Origin of the sequence: Halorientalis sp. LT38, from assembly GCF_037031225.1 — an archaeon.
Classification (GTDB): Archaea; Halobacteriota; Halobacteria; order Halobacteriales; family Haloarculaceae; genus Halorientalis; species Halorientalis halophila.
Map to the genome: position 1 here is coordinate 3,161,411 of NZ_JAYEZN010000001.1, position 20,263 is coordinate 3,181,673.

At 66.0% G+C, this 20,263-nt stretch carries 14 protein-coding genes and 1 tRNA gene; 8 read left to right on the plus strand and 7 right to left on the minus strand.

Annotated elements, in window-relative coordinates:
- Positions 1 to 27: 27 nt before the first annotated feature.
- The 3 genes from U5918_RS16365 to U5918_RS16375 all read left to right on the plus strand — a co-directional run bounded on the left by U5918_RS16365 (position 28) and on the right by U5918_RS16375 (position 4,530).
- Entirely contained in the window at positions 28 to 2,031 is a 2,004-nt protein-coding gene (locus tag U5918_RS16365) for a 3-hydroxyacyl-CoA dehydrogenase/enoyl-CoA hydratase family protein (protein ID WP_336002731.1), read from the plus strand.
- A gap of 253 nt (positions 2,032 to 2,284) precedes the next feature.
- Positions 2,285 to 2,396 (plus strand) — tRNA-Glu (locus U5918_RS16370).
- Positions 2,397 to 2,544: 148 nt separating this feature from the next.
- Positions 2,545 to 4,530, plus strand: a complete 1,986-nt coding sequence (locus tag U5918_RS16375) for an AMP-dependent synthetase/ligase (RefSeq protein WP_336002733.1) — start codon at positions 2,545 to 2,547, stop codon at positions 4,528 to 4,530.
- Positions 4,531 to 4,698: 168 nt separating this feature from the next.
- Here the strand turns inward: U5918_RS16375 and U5918_RS16380 are convergent, their stop codons facing one another.
- From U5918_RS16380 to U5918_RS16410, 7 genes are all read right to left on the minus strand, one after another.
- Positions 4,699 to 5,352 (minus strand): helix-turn-helix domain-containing protein, encoded by a 654-nt coding sequence (locus U5918_RS16380; RefSeq protein ID WP_336002735.1) that lies wholly within the window; start codon positions 5,350 to 5,352, stop codon positions 4,699 to 4,701.
- Between the two features lie 115 nt (positions 5,353 to 5,467).
- On the minus strand, positions 5,468 to 5,926 hold the full coding sequence (locus U5918_RS16385; RefSeq protein WP_336002737.1) for a YjbQ family protein: 459 nt from the start codon (positions 5,924 to 5,926) through the stop codon (positions 5,468 to 5,470).
- A gap of 39 nt (positions 5,927 to 5,965) precedes the next feature.
- Positions 5,966 to 6,505 (minus strand): DUF7344 domain-containing protein, encoded by a 540-nt coding sequence (locus U5918_RS16390; protein WP_336002738.1) that lies wholly within the window; start codon positions 6,503 to 6,505, stop codon positions 5,966 to 5,968.
- Positions 6,506 to 6,664: 159 nt separating this feature from the next.
- The gene (locus U5918_RS16395; RefSeq protein WP_336002739.1) at positions 6,665 to 8,665 is read right to left on the minus strand and encodes a SpoVR family protein; all 2,001 of its coding nucleotides are present in this window, start codon (positions 8,663 to 8,665) and stop codon (positions 6,665 to 6,667) included.
- Positions 8,662 to 9,978, minus strand: coding sequence for a YeaH/YhbH family protein (locus U5918_RS16400; RefSeq protein ID WP_336002741.1), 1,317 nt, complete (start codon positions 9,976 to 9,978; stop codon positions 8,662 to 8,664). The genes U5918_RS16395 and U5918_RS16400 overlap by 4 nt, the downstream gene beginning before the upstream one ends.
- The gene (locus U5918_RS16405; protein ID WP_336002744.1) at positions 9,969 to 12,251 is read right to left on the minus strand and encodes a PrkA family serine protein kinase; all 2,283 of its coding nucleotides are present in this window, start codon (positions 12,249 to 12,251) and stop codon (positions 9,969 to 9,971) included. Before U5918_RS16405 ends, U5918_RS16400 begins: the two co-directional genes overlap by 10 nt.
- On the minus strand, positions 12,251 to 14,323 hold the full coding sequence (locus U5918_RS16410) for a PrkA family serine protein kinase (protein ID WP_336002745.1): 2,073 nt from the start codon (positions 14,321 to 14,323) through the stop codon (positions 12,251 to 12,253). Before U5918_RS16410 ends, U5918_RS16405 begins: the two co-directional genes overlap by 1 nt.
- Before the next feature lie 578 nt (positions 14,324 to 14,901).
- On the opposite strand from U5918_RS16410, the gene U5918_RS16415 reads away from it, so the two are divergent.
- The 5 genes from U5918_RS16415 to U5918_RS16435 all read left to right on the plus strand — a co-directional run bounded on the left by U5918_RS16415 (position 14,902) and on the right by U5918_RS16435 (position 20,200).
- Entirely contained in the window at positions 14,902 to 15,288 is a 387-nt protein-coding gene (locus U5918_RS16415; RefSeq protein WP_336002746.1) for a DUF5820 family protein, read from the plus strand.
- A 173-nt stretch (positions 15,289 to 15,461) separates the two neighbouring features.
- Positions 15,462 to 18,338, plus strand: coding sequence for a bacterio-opsin activator domain-containing protein (locus U5918_RS16420; RefSeq protein ID WP_336002747.1), 2,877 nt, complete (start codon positions 15,462 to 15,464; stop codon positions 18,336 to 18,338).
- Positions 18,339 to 18,450: 112 nt separating this feature from the next.
- The gene (locus U5918_RS16425; RefSeq protein WP_336002749.1) at positions 18,451 to 18,594 is read left to right on the plus strand and encodes a rubrerythrin-like domain-containing protein; all 144 of its coding nucleotides are present in this window, start codon (positions 18,451 to 18,453) and stop codon (positions 18,592 to 18,594) included.
- A gap of 2 nt (positions 18,595 to 18,596) precedes the next feature.
- Positions 18,597 to 19,886, plus strand: a complete 1,290-nt coding sequence (gene gdhB, locus U5918_RS16430) for a glutamate dehydrogenase GdhB (RefSeq protein WP_336002751.1) — start codon at positions 18,597 to 18,599, stop codon at positions 19,884 to 19,886.
- Positions 19,883 to 20,200, plus strand: a complete 318-nt coding sequence (locus U5918_RS16435; protein WP_336002753.1) for a hypothetical protein — start codon at positions 19,883 to 19,885, stop codon at positions 20,198 to 20,200. Before gdhB ends, U5918_RS16435 begins: the two co-directional genes overlap by 4 nt.
- The last annotated feature ends 63 nt before the right edge of the window (positions 20,201 to 20,263 follow it).

Below are 20,263 nucleotides of genomic sequence, written 5' to 3' on the forward strand. Positions count from 1 at the left end.
GGCGGGCGGAGAGACTCTGAACGACTCATGCAACTCGAAGACATAGAGACAATCGCGGTGCTCGGTGCCGGCAATATGGGCCACGGCATCGCCGAGGTCGCCGCCATCGCAGGGTACGACGTGCGACTGCGCGACATCAAAGAGGAGTTCGTCCAGAGCGGCTACGAGGACATCGAGTGGAGCCTAAAGAAGCTGGCCGAGAAGGACACGCTCACCGACGAGGAGGCCGAGGAGGCCCTCGCGAACGTGACGCCGCTGGTCGACATGGAGGAGGCCGTCGGCAACGCGGACGTCATCATCGAGGCCGTCCCCGAGCAGATGGAGATCAAGGAGGACGTCTACGCCGAGGTCGAGGAGTACGCCCCCGACCGCACGCTCTTCGCGACCAACACCTCCTCGCTCTCGATTACCGACCTCTCGGAGGTCACCGACCGGAAAGAGCAGTTCTGCGGGATGCACTTCTTCAACCCGCCGATCCGGATGGACCTCGTCGAGGTCATCAACGGCGCCCACACCGCCGACGAGACCGTCGACGCCATCGTGGATCTGGCCGAAGACTTCGGCAAGACCCCCGTCCGCGTCCGGAAGGACTCGCCGGGCTTCATCGTCAACCGCATCCTCGTGCCCCTGATGAACGAGGCCTGCTGGATGCTCAGCGAGGACGTGGCCACCGTCGAGGAGATCGACTCCACGACGAAGTACCACATGGGCCTCCCGATGGGCTCCTTCGAGCTGGCCGACATGACCGGTATCGACATCTCCTACCACGTCCTCGACTACATGCACGACGTGCTCGGTGACGAGTACGAGCCCGCCCCGATCATGGTCGAGAAGGTCGAGAACGAGGAGCTCGGCCAGAAGACCGGCAAGGGCTTCTACGACTACGAGGACGGCGACGGCGCCGACGTCCCGACCGACGAGTACAGCGAAGAGGTCGAGGAACGGCTGAACGCCGCCCTCGCCAAGGAGATCGCCAACCTCGTCGGCGGCGACGTCGCCCCGCCCGAGGCCATCGACGAGGCCGTCATGATGGGCGCCGGCTTCCCCGAAGGCCCGACCAAGACCATCGACGAGTACGGCGTCGGCAAGTGTCTCGAGAAGCTCGAGACGCTCTACGAGGAGACCGGCGCGGCCCGCTACGAGCCGCCGGAGTACCTCTCGGAGGCCGCCGAACAGGGCGGCTTCAACGAGGGGGCAGGTGAGGACGAGGACGCCGGTCCCGACTTCGAGGTCATCGCCGTCGAGCGCATCGACGTCGACGTCCCGGAGGGCCACGCCGAGAAGCAGGTCGGCCACGTCAAGATCGACCGGCCCCACCGGATGAACACGATCAGCCTCGACGTGCTCGACGAACTCGAGCAGGCCCTCGACATCCTCGAGGACGACGAGCAGGTCCGCGCCATCCTCGTCACGGGCGAGGGCGAGAAGGCCTTCTCCGCCGGCGCCGACGTCCAGTCGATGGCCACCAGCGCCGACCCGCTCTCCGCGCAGGAGCTCTCCGCGAAGGGCCAGTCCACCTTCGGCCGCCTCGAGGAGAGTCCGCTGCCGGTCGTCGCCGGTATCGACGGCTTCTGTCTCGGCGGCGGGATGGAGCTCTCGATGTGTACCGACATCCGGATCGCCTCCGAGCGCTCCGAGTTCGGCCAGCCCGAACTCGACCTCGGCCTGCTGCCCGGCTGGGGCGGCACCCAGCGGCTCAAGCACGTCATCGGCGAGGGTCCCGCCAAGGAGATCATCATGACCGCCGAGCGCTACGAGGCCGCGGAGATGGAAGACTTCGGCTTCCTCCGCGACGTGGTCTCGAAGGACGACCTGTTCGACGAGGCGCTCGAACTCGCCGAACAGCTCGCGCAGGGCCCGCCGGTCGCCCAGAAGATGACCAAGCGCGCCATGCTGAAGGGCCGCGACGACACCGACGCCGGCCTCGAAGTCGAGTCCCAGGCCTTCGGCCACCTCATCGGCACGGACGACGTCATGGAGGGCATGACCTCCTTCATGGGCGACTCTGAGCCCGATTTTGAGGGTCAGTGATCGAAAAATCGGGTGAAGGTCGATAGACCGCAGGTCTACCGGAACTGAGCCCGACTTCGAAGGGCAGTAAGCGCAGCTCGCTGTCCATACCCACCGACCTTTTTCGCCGTTCGTCCCGTCTGCAGGTGCCATCACCGTCGCCGATCTGGCTTGCGCCCTGCGTCGTCTGGACCCAGTGACGGCACTGTGAGTGATCCCCACTACGCCTCCGAAAAGCAGGGTTTATTACCGAACCCCCCGGACTTGGTAATGCGCACCGTTGGTGTAGTCCGGCCAATCATCTTGGCCTTTCGGTGTCGAAAGTCTGACACGAAGGCTACGGCAGAAGACAGCCGAGGACCAGGGTTCAAATCCCTGACGGTGCATTTTCAGGCGGCCACCGACGCCGAGCGAAGCGACCGCGTGTGCCGGGGGATTTTTCCACCGGAATTGGGCGCGGAAGCACCGTACTGTCGCTTTCGGGACCTGTGAACGACCCGGGCATATTTAACGGCTGACGCGATAGCCAATTGCATGGCCCCACCTGACACGATCGAAGAGATTCGACAGCGAGAGCGGGAGTACACGGACGAGGTGATCGGGGACAACACCATCCCGGAGATGTTCGAGGAGGCGACCGAGCGGTACCCGGACAACGAGGCCCAGATGTACAAGGGCGGGATCTACTCCCGGTCGCTGACGCCCGACATCGTCCCGGAACCGGACGCGGGCGAGTACACGTCGATCACGTACGGGGAGATGCGCGACATCGTCCGTCGACTGGCCGCGGGCTTCCGGGAACTCGGCGTCGAGAAGGACGATCGGGTGGGGATCATGTCGAACCCCCGGATGGAGTGGGCGCTGTCTGACTTCGCCCTGCTCGCCGCCGGCGGGACGGTCACGACGGTCTACACCGAGTCCTCCCCGAAACAGATCAAGTACCTGCTCAACAACCCCGGGGCGACGGGCGTGGTGGTCGAGAACGAGTACCTGCTCGACCGCATCGTGAAGGTCCAGGACGAACTCAGTCTGGAGTTCGTGGTCGTGCTGGACGAACTGACGAAGTACGAGGAGGTCGATCAGATCCACACGCTGGCGGACGTCTACGACCTGGGCGAGCAGCGCTTCGACGAGGCCGAGTACCGCTCGTGGATCGACGCCCAGGACGTCCACGATCTGGCGAGTCTCATCTACACCTCGGGGACCACCGGGAAACCGAAAGGGGTCAAGCTGACACATCACAACTTCCGGTCGAACATCAACCAGCTTCGCAAACGCGTCGGCCCGCGGCCGGACAAGGCCGACGACGTGCCGATGCTCCACCCGGACCGGACGACCATCTCCTTCCTGCCGCTGGCGCACGTCTTCGAGCGGACGACCGGGCACTTCCTGATGTTCTCCTCCGGCGTCACGGTCGGGTACGCCGAGAGCACGGACACCGTCAGCGAAGACATCCAGAAGATCAAGCCCGACGGCGGGTCGAGCGTCCCCCGGGTCTACGAGCGCATCTTCGACGAGATGCGCGAGCAGGCCAGCGGCTCGGACACCAAAGAGCGCATCTTCGAGTGGGCCGTCGACGTCGCCCGGACCTACGGCCGTGCGGAAAGCCCGGGACTGGGCCTGAAGGTCAAGCGCTCGATCGCCAACCAGCTCGTGTACAAGCAGGTCAAGGAACAACTCGGCGGGAACATCGACCTGATGGTCAGCGGCGGCGGCAGCCTCAGCAAGGACCTCGCTGACCTGTTCAAGGGCATGGGCATCCCCATCTTCGAGGGATATGGCCTCACGGAGGCGGCCCCCGTCGTGACCGTGAACCTCCCGGAGAACCTGCGGACGGGGACCCTCGGCCCGCCCCTCCCGGACATCGAGATCCGGATCGACGAGTCCCAGGTCTCGGACGATCAGTTCGAGGACCTCGACGGCGAGGTCGGCGAACTCCTGATCAAGGGCCCGAACGTCACCGAGGGCTACTGGGAGATGCCCGAGAAGACCGAGGACGCCTTCACCGCCGACGGCTGGTTCAAGACCGGAGACATCGTCGAGCGCCGCGACAACGACTACCTCACCTACCACGACCGGCTGAAGAACCTGATCGTGCTCGACACCGGGAAGAACGTCGCGCCCGAACCGATCGAGGACGAGTTCTCGACCTCCTCGCGGATCGAGCAGATCATGATCATGGGCGACGACGAGAAGTTCATCAGCGCGCTGATCGTACCGAACTTCAGCGCCATCCAGCGGTGGGCGAAGAACCGAAACATCGACCTGCCCGCCTCCAAGGAGGAGATCTGCGAGGACGAACGCGTCCGCGAGTGGATCAACGAGGACGTCCAGCTCGTCAACCGGAACCTCGAGAAACACGAGACCATCAAGCAGTTCGAGCTGGCACACCTCGAGTGGACCCCGGAGAACGACATGCTGACCCCGTCGCTGAAGAAGAAACGCCGGAACATCAAAGCCGAATTCGAAGACAAGGTGACGAAGATCTACGAAGGCGAGCCGGCACCGGCTGACGACTGAAGCGAGACTCTCCCTGCTTTTGACCTCGCAACTCGCGGCTCGCTTGTCGAGGATTCGCTTCGCTCACCCTCGCACTCCCCGCTCGCTATAACGAGACTCTCCCTTCGTCGCCGGCGCTTCGCGCCGGCTGCCTGAGGGATCTCCGATCCCTCTCTGGTCGAGTCTCGCCTACCTCATCAACGCAGACAGAACCCGCGACTCCGCTTTCCGCAGGTGCTCGTCGACCGTCGACGGCGCACAGCCGAGCGCGTCGGCGATGTCCTCGTGGGTCGCCTCCCGCGGGATCTCGTAATACCCCTCGCGGACGGCGGTCTCGAACACCTCGTGCTGGCGGTCGGTGAGGATGGACAGGATGTCCTCGCGGTCGGGCGAGTACTGGCCGGCCTGCTCGACGGCGAAGCGGACGCCGTCGGGGGTCTCCGCCAGGGCCTTCCGGAGCATCTCGTGGGTACCGACGATGGTGGTCCGGAGGCCGCCCTGGTCGGTGTACTTCAGCGGGGTGTCGATGATGAGGGCGTACTTCTGGGCCAGGGCCATCAGGCCACCGGCGGGCTGGCCCGGCGGGACGTGGAGGTAGAGGTGGAAGACGTCGTCCTGCACGTCGAGGACGTCCCACGCGAGGACGGCGGTGCTCTCGTCGATGGCGTCGGTCAACGGTTCGGGCTCGCCGTAGATCCGGTAGAGCAGCACCCCGGTCCCGTCCCCCAGCGCGTTGACGTGCATCAGCGCGTCCCGCGTCACACTCGGCTCGTCGGCGATCACCTTGTCCGCGGGATGGATCGCCCCGTCTTCCGGTGAAATGGTGAAGTCGAAATACCTCATGTCAAAGTTCCGTGAGCGAACGAATGTCATCGTCCCTTTCGTACCCGGCACATTATGTGTTTCGGCACACACCATGCCGATGACCGGGGGTCCCACCGCCGTCGGCCGGCGATCCTCACTCCGAGACGACGGTCACGGTCCGCGTTCGCGGCCCGTCACACTCAACGAGCAGGATCGACTGCCAGGTCCCGAGGTCTGGTCGCCCGTCCGCGACCGGCACCGTCACGTCACGACCGAGCAACATCGACCGGAGGTGGGCGTCCGCGTTTCCGGCGGATTCGCTCCCTGCCGGTCGCTCCTCCGCCGACGTCCCACTCGCTTCGCTCGCGGGACTCCCGTCGAGTTCGTCGTGGTCCCACCCGGTCGCCGGCACGATCGATTCCAGTGCGTGCTCGATATCTCCCAGCAGCCGGGGTTCGGCCTCGTTGACGCTCATCCCGGCCGTCGTGTGTCGGACGAAGACGGTGCAGGTGCCGCGCTCGTCGGCCGACAGCTGGGCCGCGACCCGGTCGGTCACGTCGACGGTCGTCACTCGCTGGTCGGTCTGGACCTCGAACTCGGCGTACGTTCCCATGTCTGTAAACTGGGCCGACGAGCGCTTGAATCCCGGCGGTCAGGACCGGAGGCCCTCGAAGAGGTCGCGGTCCTGGGACCTGACGTGATAGGCCGCCGAGCCGGTCAGGACGAGCAGGTACGCCGCGGCGACGACGGGGACGCCGATCGTCCCCAGCAGCGGGGTCCCGATGCTGGCCGCCAGCACGGTCCCGAACCCGAGGACGCCGAGCACGAGGTAGTACTCCGCCCAGGTGATCCCGTAGCGGGGGACGACCTCCATGTAGGTCGTGATCTCCGCGGCGCCGTCGCGCAGGCGCACCTCCTTCGAGTCCGTATCGTAGTCGACGATGCCCAGTTCGTCGAGTTTCGGGAGGTGCGTCTGGTGGAGCGAGACGTACACGCTCCGGCGCTTGTCCCGCGGCGCGGGCTCTTCACCGGTCTCCCGGGTCGCGACTTCCTCGGAGAGGTCGCGGACGCTCATCGCGGCCTCCATCTCGCGGAGGCTCTTGATCGCCAGCCGGCGGCGGTCGTTGCGGAGGATGTCGTGGATCTCGCCGGCGTCGAGGTCCGGCCGTCGCGTCGTCTGTGCCCCCATCATCACCCCCCGTTCCCGTCCGGGCTCGCCGCGGTCGCGTGCTCTCGGTCCGTCGGCTCCTGCATGAATGCTCGATTCGATAGGCGGTCGCGTCGCTGTTAATGGCTCCTAACGACTCATTCCGCTACACGACGGACAGATTAATATGGGGGAACCGACGGGTCAGGCGAGCCACTCGTCGGGTTTGGTGTCGTAGTCGACGTCGGTGGCCGCGAGGTGCTCGACCTGGTCCCAGTCGAGGTCGCGAGTCGTGACCTCCTCGCCGTCGTAGCGGATCAGCTTCCCCTGCTCTTCCGGTTCGGGCTCGCGGTCGCGCCGTTTCGCGACCTCGATGTCGTGCTCGTCGAGTTCCTTCACGATCGTCTTGAGGTTGACCGGGCGGCCCCACAGCTCGAAGACGCGTTCGAGGGTGTCCGTCGCCTGCTCGACGTCGAGCATGACCCCGTTGTACCTGTGGGCCAGCAGGAGTTCGTTGCGGTTGTTGTAGTTGCCGTCCTCGACGACGACGGTCGGCTTCCCGAAGTTGGTGAACCGCAGCATCAGCTTCTTCTTGACGTCCTGGTAGTCCGTCGAGGTGACGCGGTAATCGCCCGTCGACTGGGTGTACTCGTAGGTGAAGTAGTCGTTCTCGTCGACGAACTCCTGGGTGAGGAACTCGTCGAGGAAGGTGACGTCGTTGTGGCTCTCCCGTATCTCGAACATCCGGTCCCAGCCGCGGGTGTAGTCGACGTCGGTCAGCGCCTCCTCGACGCTCCCGTAGCGGGAGTCGTCGAACATGTACCGCGAGACGCGCTCGAGTTCCTCCTGGCCGACCCGGCCGACGAACCCGCGGTTCCGGGGCTCGACCAGCGAGTAGTGGCGTTCGGCCAGGCCCTCGTAGGTCAGCACCTTCCAGGGGTACGTCTCGACGTCGATCTCCCCGTCACGTGCCCGTTCGAGGGCCGCGGCGTCGACCCGGGGATCGTCCGGATCGAGGGCGTCGAGCGACGCCGGCACGTCGACCAGTTCCGGGTCCGGTGCGAGCAGGTCCTGCACGTCCCCGAAGTCGACGCGGTCGTGGAGGTTCCGCCAGGTGATCCCCTCGACGCGGAGCAGGCGCTCGATCACTTCCCGGCGATTCTCGGTGTTCTCGACGTACTGCCAGAGTTCGAGTCCGAGTTTGTAGGGGTTGAAGCCGGGCGACCCGAGGACCTGCGCCATGTGGTCTGCGTACTTGACGAACTCGTCGCTGCCGGCGAAGGCCTCCTTTGACATCATCGCCGACTCCCAGTAAGAGGCCCACCCCTCGTTCATCACCTTCGTCATCTTCTGGGGCGCGAAGTAGTAGGCCTCCCGCCGGAGGATCTCGAGGATCTCCTTTTGCCAGTCGGTCATCGCGACGGCCTTCTCGGCGTCGCGGTCGTAGGCCATCCCGTGCTGGCGCAGGAAGCCGACGACGTCTTTCTCGGGTTCGGCCGGGAACGTCACGTCACCGTCGTCGTCGCGCTGGGCCTCCAGCCAGTCCCGGTCGAACACCTGGCCGACGACCTCCTCGGAGAGGTCGAGTTCCTCGAGTTTCTCCTCGAGGTTCTCGACGTCTTCCTCCCGGTCCAGCACTTCCTCGCGGCCGTCGGTCTCGACGGGCGAAAACGGCCGGTGCTGGTCGATGTTGTCCTCGAGGCAGAGCACGTGGTCGATCCACTTCTCGACCTCCGCGCGGTCGATATCCGGGTCCTGCATGTACTCCTCGATGGTCTCGGAGTGGCGGGCCAACATCGCGGCAGCGTCGGGATCGTCGCTGAACATCCCGAACCACTCGTTGTTGGCGAAGAAGTCGGCGTGGGCCTCGACGTGGGTGATGACGGCCTTCTGGTCGGCCATCGAGTTCGACTCCTGCAGGAAGGCGTGGCTGGGGTCGTCGTTGTTGACGATCTCGAAGGCCTTCCCGCCGAGGAACTGGCTCTGTTTGCGCTGCTGGTCGTACTGCATCCCCCAGCGCCAGTGCGGGTAGCGCTGCTGGAAGCCGCCGTAGGCGATCAACTCGTTCATCTCGTCGTAGTCGACGATCCAGTAGTTGACCGCGTAGGGATCGAGTCCCAGTTTCGCAGCCAGGTTCGAGGCCTCGTCGACCGGTTCTTCGAGGTCCTCGGCGATGCGCTTGGCTTCGTAGCGATCTGGGTTCATGTCTCGGCCTCCTCCGTGCTCAGTATCTCGTAGATGGCGTCGACCACGTCCTCCGGGCTGGAGACGTAGGCGACGGCGACGTCGTCGCTGCCCTCGAAGTGGCGCTCGACCTCCTCGGCGTGGGTCGCGTTGATCGCGTTGCCGCTGGGCTGGGTCTCCACGTAGGCGTGGAGGTTCGCCGGGATCTCCTCCATCAGCGGGATCACGCGCTCTTCGGTGTCGTTGCTCGAGTTCTCGGAGTCGCCGGCCGCGAACACGTAGCGGTTCCACTCGTGCCACGGATACTGCTCTTCGAGGACCGCGGCGGCCAGTTCGTAGGCGCTGGAGATGCGGGTGCCGCCGCCACTCCGGATGCCGAAGAACTCGTCGCGGTCGACTTCCCAGGCCTCGGCGTCGTGGGCGATGTAGACGAACTCGGCGTTGTCGTACTTGCCCGTCAGGTACCAGTCCAGCGGGGTGAACGTCCGCTCGACCAGTTCGCGCTTCTTCTCGCGCATCGACCCCGACACGTCGCGGATGTTGACGACCACGACGTTCTTCTCTTTCTCCTCGACGATCTCGGGGTAGCGGTAGCGCTCGTCCTCCCGGCGGAAGGGGATCTGGTCGACGCCCTCACGGCGGATCCGCTCTGCGGTCGAGGAACGCTCGACATTTTCCTCCATCTTCGCCATGGAGGCCCACGTCGTCTTCTCGTCGTTCGTGAGGTCGTCGTATTCGTCCTGGAGCCAGGCCTTCGAGACGGGGACGTTCTCGCCGCGGGCCCACTCGAAGACGGCGGCGGGGCCCATGCCCTCGACCTTGAGGGCCTCCCGGACGAAGTCCCGGTCGAAGTCCATCGCCAGCTTGCGCTTGAGCCCTTTCTTGAACAGCGTCTCGAAGTCCAGCGTCGAGGTGGGACCGGTCCGGGTGATGTCCGTGAAGTCGCCCTCTTTCTCCTCGATCACCTGCTTGCCCTTGGGTTCGAGATCCAGCCCCAGTTCCTCGTCGAGTTCCTGGGCGAACTCCTCGGGGTCCATCTCGTAGTACTCGTGGTCGGCCCCCTCCTCGCCAGGTTCGCCGTCCTCGTCGCCGTCGCCCGGCTGTGGTTGTGGCTGGCCGACCGGCTGGCCCTCTTCTGCGTCCTCGCCCTGTCCGACCCCGCCCATGTCGCGCTGGTCGTACTCGAAGGCGGGGAGGTCGACGATCTTGATGGGGATCTTCACCTCGTCGGGGTGGGACTGGCCCATGTCGCCGTACTGGATGAACTCGGCGAGGTCCTGCCGGCGCTCCTCGCCGACCTCCCGGTAGCGCTCTAAGTCGTCTTTCAGTCCCACTTGTAACTCACCTGGCTCATGACGTGTCGGCTCGTCAGCTCGGCCGACGCCGCCGTGTAGTCGAACATCTCGATCATATTCTGGACCGTCTCCTCCTTGACCGCCGCCGTCTCCGTCCCGCCCGGCGGGTTGTCCCACTGGCGGGGGTCGAAGTCCTCGTAGGTGCGCCGGACGTCCTCCCAGTCGTGTGAGCCCAGCACGGACTCGATGACGGGGATCTCCTTCGGGTTCACGTCGGAGATCTGGAACTCGTCGTCGCGGTTGTGCCAGGCGTGGCGGTTCAGCGCCGTGATGATCTTGCTCGTCCGGAACTGCTCGACGACCTCGCCGGGCTCGTTGCCCTGGTAGTTGTCCTCGGTGAACCGGCCGAGGTGCTCGATCTCGAACACCTTCATCTTCAGCGGGTCCGGCTCCTCGAGTTCGCCGCGGTCGTTCTCGACACCTTCGTCGGCCTCCCAGGCGTAGACGTGCTCGATGTACTCCTCGACGGTCTCCTCGTCGACCCGCTTGTCGCGCATGATCGCCCGGAGCACGTCGTCTTCCTGCTGGCCGAACACGTGGTTTTTCACCGCGACCACCTGGTTCTCGAACTCGACGCGCTCGCTGCCGGAGAACACCGGGGCGTCGACCAGCCGCTCGGCCATCGCGTTGAGCACGTCACGGGGCATGACGACGTGCTCGACGGGCAGGTCGGCGTGATACCGCTCCTGTTCCTCGTGGAGCAGGTCCGCGAGGACGTCCCGGGTGTAGGTGACCGGGATGCCCCCGTCGCCGTCCGCGGCGTCGTCGTCCCACTCGAAGTCGTCCATGTCGATGCGCTCGTCGCCCTCCTGCAGGTAGCCCCGGTCGAACAGCATGGCCTTGTCGACGAGGTCGAGGCCGCTCGGCACGTCCGCGTCGTCGAGCCGCGTGACGACGGCGTACAGCGCCGCGGCCTCGATGGCGTGGGGGGCCAGTTCCTTCTCGTTGACGACCGTCTCGCTGTCGCGGACGTAGATGTGCAACGGTTCCCGGATCCACGCTTCGAGTTCGTCCCAGGACTGGGCGGTCCAGACCTGCGTCTCGTTGGTGAGTTCCCGGCGCAACAGCTGGGCCTCCAGCGAGAGGTTCGTGAGGTAGGTGAACTCGTGTTTGTCGAGCCGGCGCTTGAGCGCCTTCAGCGGGTCCTGGCCCTCGCGGTCGGCGTGCTGGTTGAGCCTGGCTTCGAGGTCGGGGTTCGAGATGATGATCATCTGGGTGTCGATGTCCATCCCGATGCCCTTGTCCAGTTTCACCTTGCCCTCGTCGGGGACGTTCAGCAGCTTCTGGAGCAGGTCGGCGTGCTGGGCGGCGTCCTCGACGACGGTGAGGAGGCCGTTGCCCTGCGAGAGCACGCCGTCGTAGGAGAAGGCCTGCGGGTTCTTCCGGCCGCGGGAGTCGAGTTCCCGGAGCATGCCGGCCATCCACGAGCCCACGAGGCGCTCCTTGGGGCTGCCGTCGTCCTCGCTGTGGAGGACGCCGATTCCCCGACCCACGTCGACGACGAAGTTCTTGATCCGGAGGTGGCGCGGGTCGGTGACCGCCGAGAAGAGGTCCTCGACCTCCTCGCGGCGGTACTGCTCCTCGAGGAAGTCGTAGGCCTCCCGGCAGAACGGGTCCAGGTCGCCGTCGATCCGGATCGCGACGTGGTCGTCGAGTCGGTCGTTGATCTCGGCGATCAGGTCCGACCGCACTTCCTCGGGGAACACCGTCAGCGGGTGGGACTGGACCGGACTCTCGTACCAGTCGTCCTCGTCGCTGACCGGCGAATCGCCGTAGGTCATCCCCGAGGAACCCGCGCCGGCTCCGGCGACGTTCCACTCGACGGTGTAGCGCCGTCCTTCCTCGGTCTTCGAGTACTCCCGGAGCCCGTTGATGAGACAACGCTTCAGCTCGGATTTGCCCGTCGCGGTGGGCCCGTCGAGCCAGATGATCTTCTCGTCTTTGCCCCGGGCGGCCGCGATCGACCGGAGGTCGTCGACGAACTGGTTGAGCGTGTCCGTGTTGCCGAGGATGGCGTGCTCGCCGTCGTTGTGTGGGTCGTCGAAGAAGCGGTAGCGCTCCTTCTGCTCGCCCTCCTCGATCACCGTCCGCGTGCCGGCGGCCTCGATGGCCGAGAGCAGGTACTTCGAGGCGTGAGAGGCCAGGTGGGGCTTCTCCAGCACGAGGTCGACGTACTCGCCGAGGCTCATCGGCTCCTGGTAGGTCTCCTCGAGGGCGACGTCGGCGGCGTCGATGTAGTCGCGTCCGGCCATTACTCTTCCATCTCTGCTTTGGCGACCTCGGCGCCGGCGAACTCCAGCACCTCCTTGGCCCCTTCACGGGTGTAGCCCTGCTCGACGAGCGCCTCGACCCAGGCGTTGCGCTCGTCGTCGTCCATCTCGTTGCTGGAGACCAGCGCCGAGAAGTTGATGTTGTGCTTCTTGTCCTCCCAGAGTTTTCGCTCCAGGGCCCGGCGCAGGCGGTCGTTGTCCTGCGGGTTGAAGGTGTCACCCTCGCGCGCCCTGCGAGAGACCCAGTTCGACACTTCCTGGCGGAAGTCGTCCTTGCGGTCCTCCGGGACGTTGAGTTTCTCCTCGACGGACCTGAGGAACGTCTCGTCGGGTTCCTGCTCGCGACCCGTGATCTCGTCCTCGACGGTGTCGTCGTCGATGTAGGCCATGACGTGATCCATGTACTTCTCGCCCTGGCGCTGGATCTCGTCGACGTCGTAGGCCAGCGCGTGGCGCACGTCCTCGATGGCCCGGTCCTTGTACTCCTCGCGGACGAGTTCGAGGTAACGGTAGTAGGTCTCGAACCGGTCTTCGGGGATCGACCCGTGGTTCTCGAGGTTCTCCTCGAAGTGGTTGAAGGTCGTCAGCGGGGAGAGGAACTGCCGGCTCCGGTGCATCGAGTCCATGATGGCCTCGGCGATCTCGTCGCCGATGAACCGGGGCGAGACGCCCTCCATGCCCTCGCCGATCTCGGCCATCTCGGCGGCCTCGTCCTGCAACTTCTTCACGTCGACGTCCTCGGCCTCGTCGACCTCGCCGTTGTAGGCCTTTGCCTTCTGGACGATGTCCACGGTCCCCGAGTCGGGTTCCTCGATCCGGGTGAGCACGCCGAAGAGGCCGGCCATCTCCAGGGTGTGCGGTTCGACCTGGATGTCCGGGAGGTCGGCGTTGCGCAGCATCTTCTCGTAGATGCGCGACTCCTCCTCGTACTGGAGGACGTACGGGAAGTCGATCCGCTTGGTCCGGTCGTTGAACGCCTCCATCTTCTCGTCGCCCTTCTTGTCCTTGTACTCGGGCATGTTCGTCCGCCCGACGATCACCTGGTCGATGTCGATCCGGGGGTTGTTCTTGGGCTTGATCGTCTGCTCCTGCGTCGCGTGCAGGAAGTCGTAGAGGAACTCCCGCTGGAGTTTCAGTAGCTCCTCGCCGGAGAATATGCCGCGGTTGGCGTTACAGAACGCCCCGGAGTAGTCGAAGGCCCTGGGATCACTCTCCCCGTAGATGGCGATCTTCGAGTAGTTGACGTCGCCGGTCAACTCGGTCTCGTCCTGGTTTTTCTTGTCCTTGGGCTCGAAGGTCTCGATGGCGCGGCGCTGGTTCTCGTCGGCGACGATCCGGACGATCTCGACGTGGTTCTCGAGAACCGACTCCAGATCGTCGTCGTAGTAGGCCAGCAGCCGATCCATGTAGAACTCGCTGGCCGGATCGAGCGCCTGCTCGTTGCGGATCGTGTAGGGCGCCTCGAGTGCCTCGTTGAGGTCTTCGATGACCCGATCGCGCTGTTCCTGGGGTAGCAGGACGAGCGGGTCCTGGTTCATCGGGGACCGGACGGTGTCGTCGGCGGGGTCCTGGTCCTGGATGATGTCACAGAGGTTCGTCCACCGGAAGGTGTACATCCGGCCTTCGTCGGTGCGGGTGTAGTGCTCGTAGTACCGCCGGACCTGGCGGTCGAAGTCGGACTTCCCGGAGCCGACCGGGCCGAGGAGCAGTTTGATGCGCTTCTCGGGGCCGAGCCCGCGGGCGCCGGACTTGACCTTGTTGACGAACTCGTGGATGGCCTCGTGGATGACGCGGCCGTAGAAGGTGTTCTCCCCGTCGTTCAGCGGGTCTTCGGCGGCCAGCGCGTACTCGACGACGCCGGCGTCTTCGTCGTACTCGGTGCCGTAGTAGTCGAACATGTCGGCAACGCGCTGGTGTGCGTTGCGGGCGATCCGCGGGTCGTCGTACAGCTGGTCGAGGTACCAGTCGAAGCTTCGGGTCTCCCTGAGGTCCGCCGGGATGGAATCCTGGTACTCACGACTCAGCTCTGCGAGGGTCTCCTTTGTGTCGGTCATGCTATCACGGACAGGTTGTACGAGGGGCACCGCGACGCTGGCCGCGGTCCGCCCCGCTGTGACGGGTGCGATCCCGTCGGTCTCGGTGGCGCCCACTGCAACAGCCCACACTCCGCCGGTCGCCGGCTCGTCGGTCCCGGCCGCCCGGAACCACAGCGCGCGCTCGCGCGACGCGAGCAACCGCGCGCCCGTCCCGCGAGGGACTCGTTCGTGTTCCGTGCCATGAGTAATCATACCACTCCGGCAGCCCGAGACGCCCGGCGGCGGTGGGGCGCGAAGAAATACCGTGACGTTCGGGCTGCGAGCGGGGGGCGGTGGTGGGGGTCGTGTATGGGTGGGCTTACCACCGATACTATTTATTTAATGAGTTGCCCAGGTACATAAGAATTGCTCCGAGGGGGTTTTTCCGGCCGTTTGTTCCGGTGCGCCGAGCGGCCGAAACTCGCCCACGGAGAACGCCCCGCTTGCCCTGCCTTCCGCGTGGTTTCGTGGCCCTTTATATACGGGGCGAGAGCGGGGCCGGCGGACCGACCGCCGGAGACCGCGCCACTGATGGGTTGTCGGGCGAAACCCAGGGTATGGACTTCGCGGACCTCGCGCCCGGATGGGAGGTGTGGTCGGAGAGCGAGACGCGCTCGGTCCTCGCCTTCCGCCCCGACGTCTTCGACAGCAGCGACTTTCCCGCGGCCTGTCTGCCGACGATCTACCTCACGAAGGGGCAGCGCGACCGCCGCCCGGGTCGCCACCAGCCCTCACCCGGGGACCCCTGGCACGTGACGCTCTTCCTCGAACCCGAGATCGAGGTCGCGAGTCGACGCTTCGACGACGAGTCCGCCGCCGTCGCCGGCGCTCGCGACCTCGCCGCCGAGTTCGCCGCCGGCGAGTTCGACCTCCGGGACGTCTATCAGGTGCCCCGCGAGGAGTACCTCGACGAACTGGAGCGATTGGTCGGCGAGACGGCGTAGCCGTCCTGCCGTCGCGTCGAGATGGTTCACTATCGAACGGCTTTACTGATCGAGGTGTTATACTGTGAACCATTCATGTACTCGAGTCCCTCCGTGCGACGGGGTCGGCGCGGGCGGTCCCGTCGCCCTAACGGCGAGTCGTCGCTGCCCCTGTGGCAGGGCGGGATCGACCGATGACGGGCGAGGAACCCTCGCTCGACGGCACACAGGTCCTCGTCATCGGGCCGGGCGACTGGCTCGACGAACTCGCGAGCGGGCTCGAGACGGACACCGGCCCGCTCGTCCGGCGGGTCGAGACGGCGGCTGCGGGGCTGGACGCGATCCGAACGGGCTCGGTCGACTGTGTCGTCACCGACTATCGGCTCCCGGAGACCACCGGTGTCGAGCTCTCGGAGCGGATCAGGGCGGCGTCGGCGACGCTGCCCGTCGTCGTCGCGACCCCGGACGGTGACGAGACCGTCGCCGGCGAGGCCATCGCGGCCGGCGCCACCGGCTACGTCCCGGTCGCGGTTCCGGCCGACCCGCCGGTCGAAACGATCCGGGCCCGGATCGCGGACGCACTCGACGTCGCGCGGCAGGACAGCGTCCGCCGTGAACGCGCACGGCAGTTCGACGCCGTGTTTCACGACGCACAGACGGCGACGTGGGTCCTCGACGCCGCGGGTCGACTCGAACGCGCCAACCGCGCAGCGCGAGAACTGATCGACGAGACCTCCCGCGTCGGCGAACCGTTCTGGGACCTGCCCTGGTGGTCCCAGACGCCGGCGATCAGGACCGACGTCCGCCAGCTCGTCGAAGGAGCGATCGACGGCCGGTTCGGTGCCGCGACCGTCTACGATCCGCTCGACGGGGAACCGGGACAGGTGATCGATCTCTCCGTTCGCCCGGTCGAGAACGAACGCGGCGAGGTGATCTCGATCGTGATCGAGGGCGTCGAGATCACGGACCGGGTCGGGCTTGAACGCGACCTCCGCCGGTCCGAACGCCTCCACCGGGTCACCCTCAACAACATGACCGACACCGTCCTCATCACGGACGAGGACGGCGAGTACACGTACGTCTGTCCGAACGTCCACTTCATCTTCGGCTACACCGCCGAGGAGATCCGCGCACAGGGGACCATCGAGGAACTGCTCGGGGCGGACCGCTTCGACCGCGAGGAACTCGCCGCGAACGGCATCCTCAAGAACATCGAGTGTACGGCCACCGACAAGGCCGGCCGCGAACACACGCTGCTGGTCAACGTTCGCGAGGTCGACATTCAGGGGGGAACGCTCCTGTATAGCTGTCGGGACATCACGAAACGCAAACAGCGCGAGGAGGCGCTGGCGACGCTGCAGGAACTCGCGCGATCGTTCCTCTACGCCGGCACGCACGACGAGATCGCCCAGCACATCGTCGACGACGCGGCGACGGTGCTCGATCTGGACGCCAGCGCCGTCTACCTGTTCGACGCCGACTCGAACGAGCTCCGGCCGGCCGCTCACTCGCGGGCGATGCGTGACCACCACGGACCGCTGCCTCGCGTCCACGCCGACGCCGAGACGCTCCCGGGCCACGCCTTCATCTCGGGGACGGCGCAGTTCTTCGACGACGTCCACCGGGCGGACCGTCTCGACAACCGCGCGACCGACCTCAGGACCGCCGGATACATTCCGCTCGGTGATCACGGCGTCTTCGTCGTCGGCTCGGACGCCGTCGGCGCGTTCGACGACGTGACACGCGAACTGGCCGACCTGCTCGCCGCGACTGCGGAAGCGGCGCTCGACCGCGTCTCCCGGGAGTCGCGGCTCCGCACCCAGGAGCGAACGCTCCAGGAGCAGAACGAACAGCTCAGCGCCCTCAACCGGATCAACGAGACGATCCGGGCCATCGACCAGGCCGTCGTGCAGGCCGAAACGCGCGAGGAGATCGACCGCTCCGTCTGTGAACTGCTGACGAGCGACGACCGGTTCAGCTTCGCCTGGATCGGGGACGTCGACACGGCGACCGAGACCCTCACTGCGCGCGAGTGGGTCGGCGACGAACAGGGGTATCTCGACAGCCAGTCCTTCGCGATCGGTCCGTCGGGGACCGAGCCGGCCGGCGAGACGGCGGCGACGGGCGAACTGACGATGGTGTCGAACGTCGCGGCGGACCTCCGGGAGGACTCGTGGCGGACGGCCGCGCTCACCCGGGATTTCATGTCGGTGTTGAGCATCCCGCTCGAGTACAGCGATCTCACGCACGGCGTCCTGACGGTCTACGCGGACACCCGCGACGCGTTCGACGAGACGGCGAGGGCCGTGCTCGCGGAACTCGGTGAGACCATCGCGGCGGCGCTCAGCGCCATCGAGCGCAAGAACGCACTGCTGACGACCTCGATAACGCGCGTGGAGTTCGAGGTGGACGATCCGACGTTCGTCCTCTCGCGGCTCGCACGAGCGGCCGACTGTACGCTCTCCTATCAGGGCGGCGTCCAGCAGACGACGGACGGAAGTTACGTGTTCGTCACCGTCGAAGACGGCGCCGTCGGACCGGTCAACGACGCCGCGGCGGACCTGGTCGGTATCGACGAGGTTCAGCAGATTAGCGCCGACGGCGACAGCGGCGTCCTGCGACTGGGGCTCGCACAGCCGTTCCTCGCGCTAGACCTGGCCGATCACGGCGCCGTCTTCCGGGCCGCGACCGCCGACCCGACGACGACGGACCTCACCGTCGACATTCCGACGAGCATCGACGTGCGGACCATCACGCAACTGGTCGCCGACACGTTCGAGGACGTCGAACTCCGGCGCAAACGGACGCTCGACCAGGCCGGCGAACACGACGTCTACGCCGCGTTCATCGCCGACCTCACCGACCGCCAGCTCGAAGTCGTCCAGACGGCCTACTACAGCGGGTTCTTCGAGTCACCGCGGGAGAGCACCGGCGAAGACGTCGCGGCGACGCTCGGCATCTCCCCACCAGCGTTCTACCAGCACATCCGGGCCGTCCAGCGGAAACTGTTCACGGCGCTGTTCGAGGACCGAAACCCCTCCGTCGCGGCGTCGTCGACTGGGGTTCAATAGTAAACCCCCTATTGTCGCGAGTACTTTGGTAGTCAACGGGGGGGTATTCCCTTATACACTTATTATTGCAAATCGAGTGCCGCGGTCGTCGGCAGGCACTCGTGAGCCACCCATGAGAGATGTCACGCAAACCCCCGACGAGGAAACGCCGTACGAGTGCTTCGAGTGTGGTGCCGTCATCGTCGCCGAGGACGACCCCAGCCCCTGTCCGGAGTGCGGGAGCGAGATGCGAAACCGCCAGACGCCACTGGAGTGACGATGTCCTCGGATTCGACGAGCGCCGACGACGACCAGTCGGCGGCCGGTCCGGAATCGGCGGTCGAGACCGCTCGCCGACAGTTGCGACGTGCCGCTGGCCACCTGGACATCGATCCCAACGTGGTCGAACGGCTCATGCATCCCAAGAGGGTGCAGGAGGTGACGGTCCCCATCGAACGCGACGACGGGACCGTCGAGGTGTTCACCGGCTATCGCGCCCAGCACGACAGCGTCCGCGGGCCCTACAAGGGCGGACTCCGATACCAGCCAGAGGTCACCCGCGACGAGTGTGTCGGGCTCGCGATGTGGATGACCTGGAAGTGCGCCGTCATGGACCTCCCCTTCGGCGGCGCGAAAGGCGGCATCGCCGTCGACCCGAAAGCCCTCAGCGAGTCCGAGCGCGAACGACTCACGCGGCGGTTCGCCGAGGAGATCCGGCACGTCATCGGCCCGACCAGAGACATTCCGGCACCCGACATGGGGACCGACCCACAGACGATGGCGTGGCTGATGGACGCGTACTCGATGCAGGAGGGTGAGACCGTCCCCGGCGTCGTCACGGGGAAGCCACCGGTCGTCGGGGGGAGCGAAGGGCGGGAGGCGGCGCCCGGCCGGAGCGTGGCGATCGTCACTCGCGAGGCCGTCGACTACTACGACCGGGAGCTCGCGGACGTGACGGTCGCCGTCCAGGGGTACGGCAGCGTCGGTGCGAACGCGGCCCGGTTGCTCCACGACTGGGGCGCGACCGTCGTCTCGGTCAGCGACGTCACCGGCGCGATCTACGACCCCGACGGACTCGATCCGAACTCGATCCCCTCACACGACGAGGAACCCGGCGCCGTCGGCCGTCAGGACGTCCCCGAGACGCTCACCAACGACGAACTCCTCGAACTCGACGTCGACGTGCTCGTCCCGGCCGCGATCGGCAACGTGCTCACGGGAGCGAACGCGCACGCCGTCGCCGCCGACGTCATCGTCGAAGGGGCCAACGGGCCGGTCACGACTGCCGCCGACGAAATCTTCGCCGAACGCGGGATCCCCGTGATCCCGGACATCCTCGCCAACGCTGGCGGTGTCACCGTCTCCTACTTCGAGTGGTTGCAGGACATCAACCGTCGCGCCTGGTCGCTCGAGCGCGTCCACGACGAGCTCGAGACCGAGATGCTGGCGGCCTGGCGGGACGTGTGTGAAGCCTACGAGGCCCGCGACGTCACGTGGCGGGACGCGGCGTACATCGTCGCGCTCTCGCGGGTCGCCGAGGCGCACGAAGCGCGAGGGCTCTGGCCGTGAGTACCACGACCGCCATTCAGCGCTTCTTCGAGGCGACGCGCCCAGTCAGATACGTCCACGATCCGACCGCTGCACCGTGTTTCCGGTCGGTCACCCGGATCTGGCACTTTCCGAGCGGCGACGCGTTCCTCAGTCGGACCGGCCGACGCGACTGTCTGCTTCCGGACGTCGACCGCGTGGCGGTTCCGGCGAGCGAAACTCGACGAATCGCCGGGGCCGTGGTGATCGATACTGACGCCACGATCCGCGTGATCGACGACGACGAGCGAAAGGTAATAGAATTTGATACGAATGTCGTGATCGGAGAACGGTAACGGTCGATAATGGGGGTTTGAGGGGGTCTATTAGTCACTACTGAAATCAAATTTTCTGTGAGT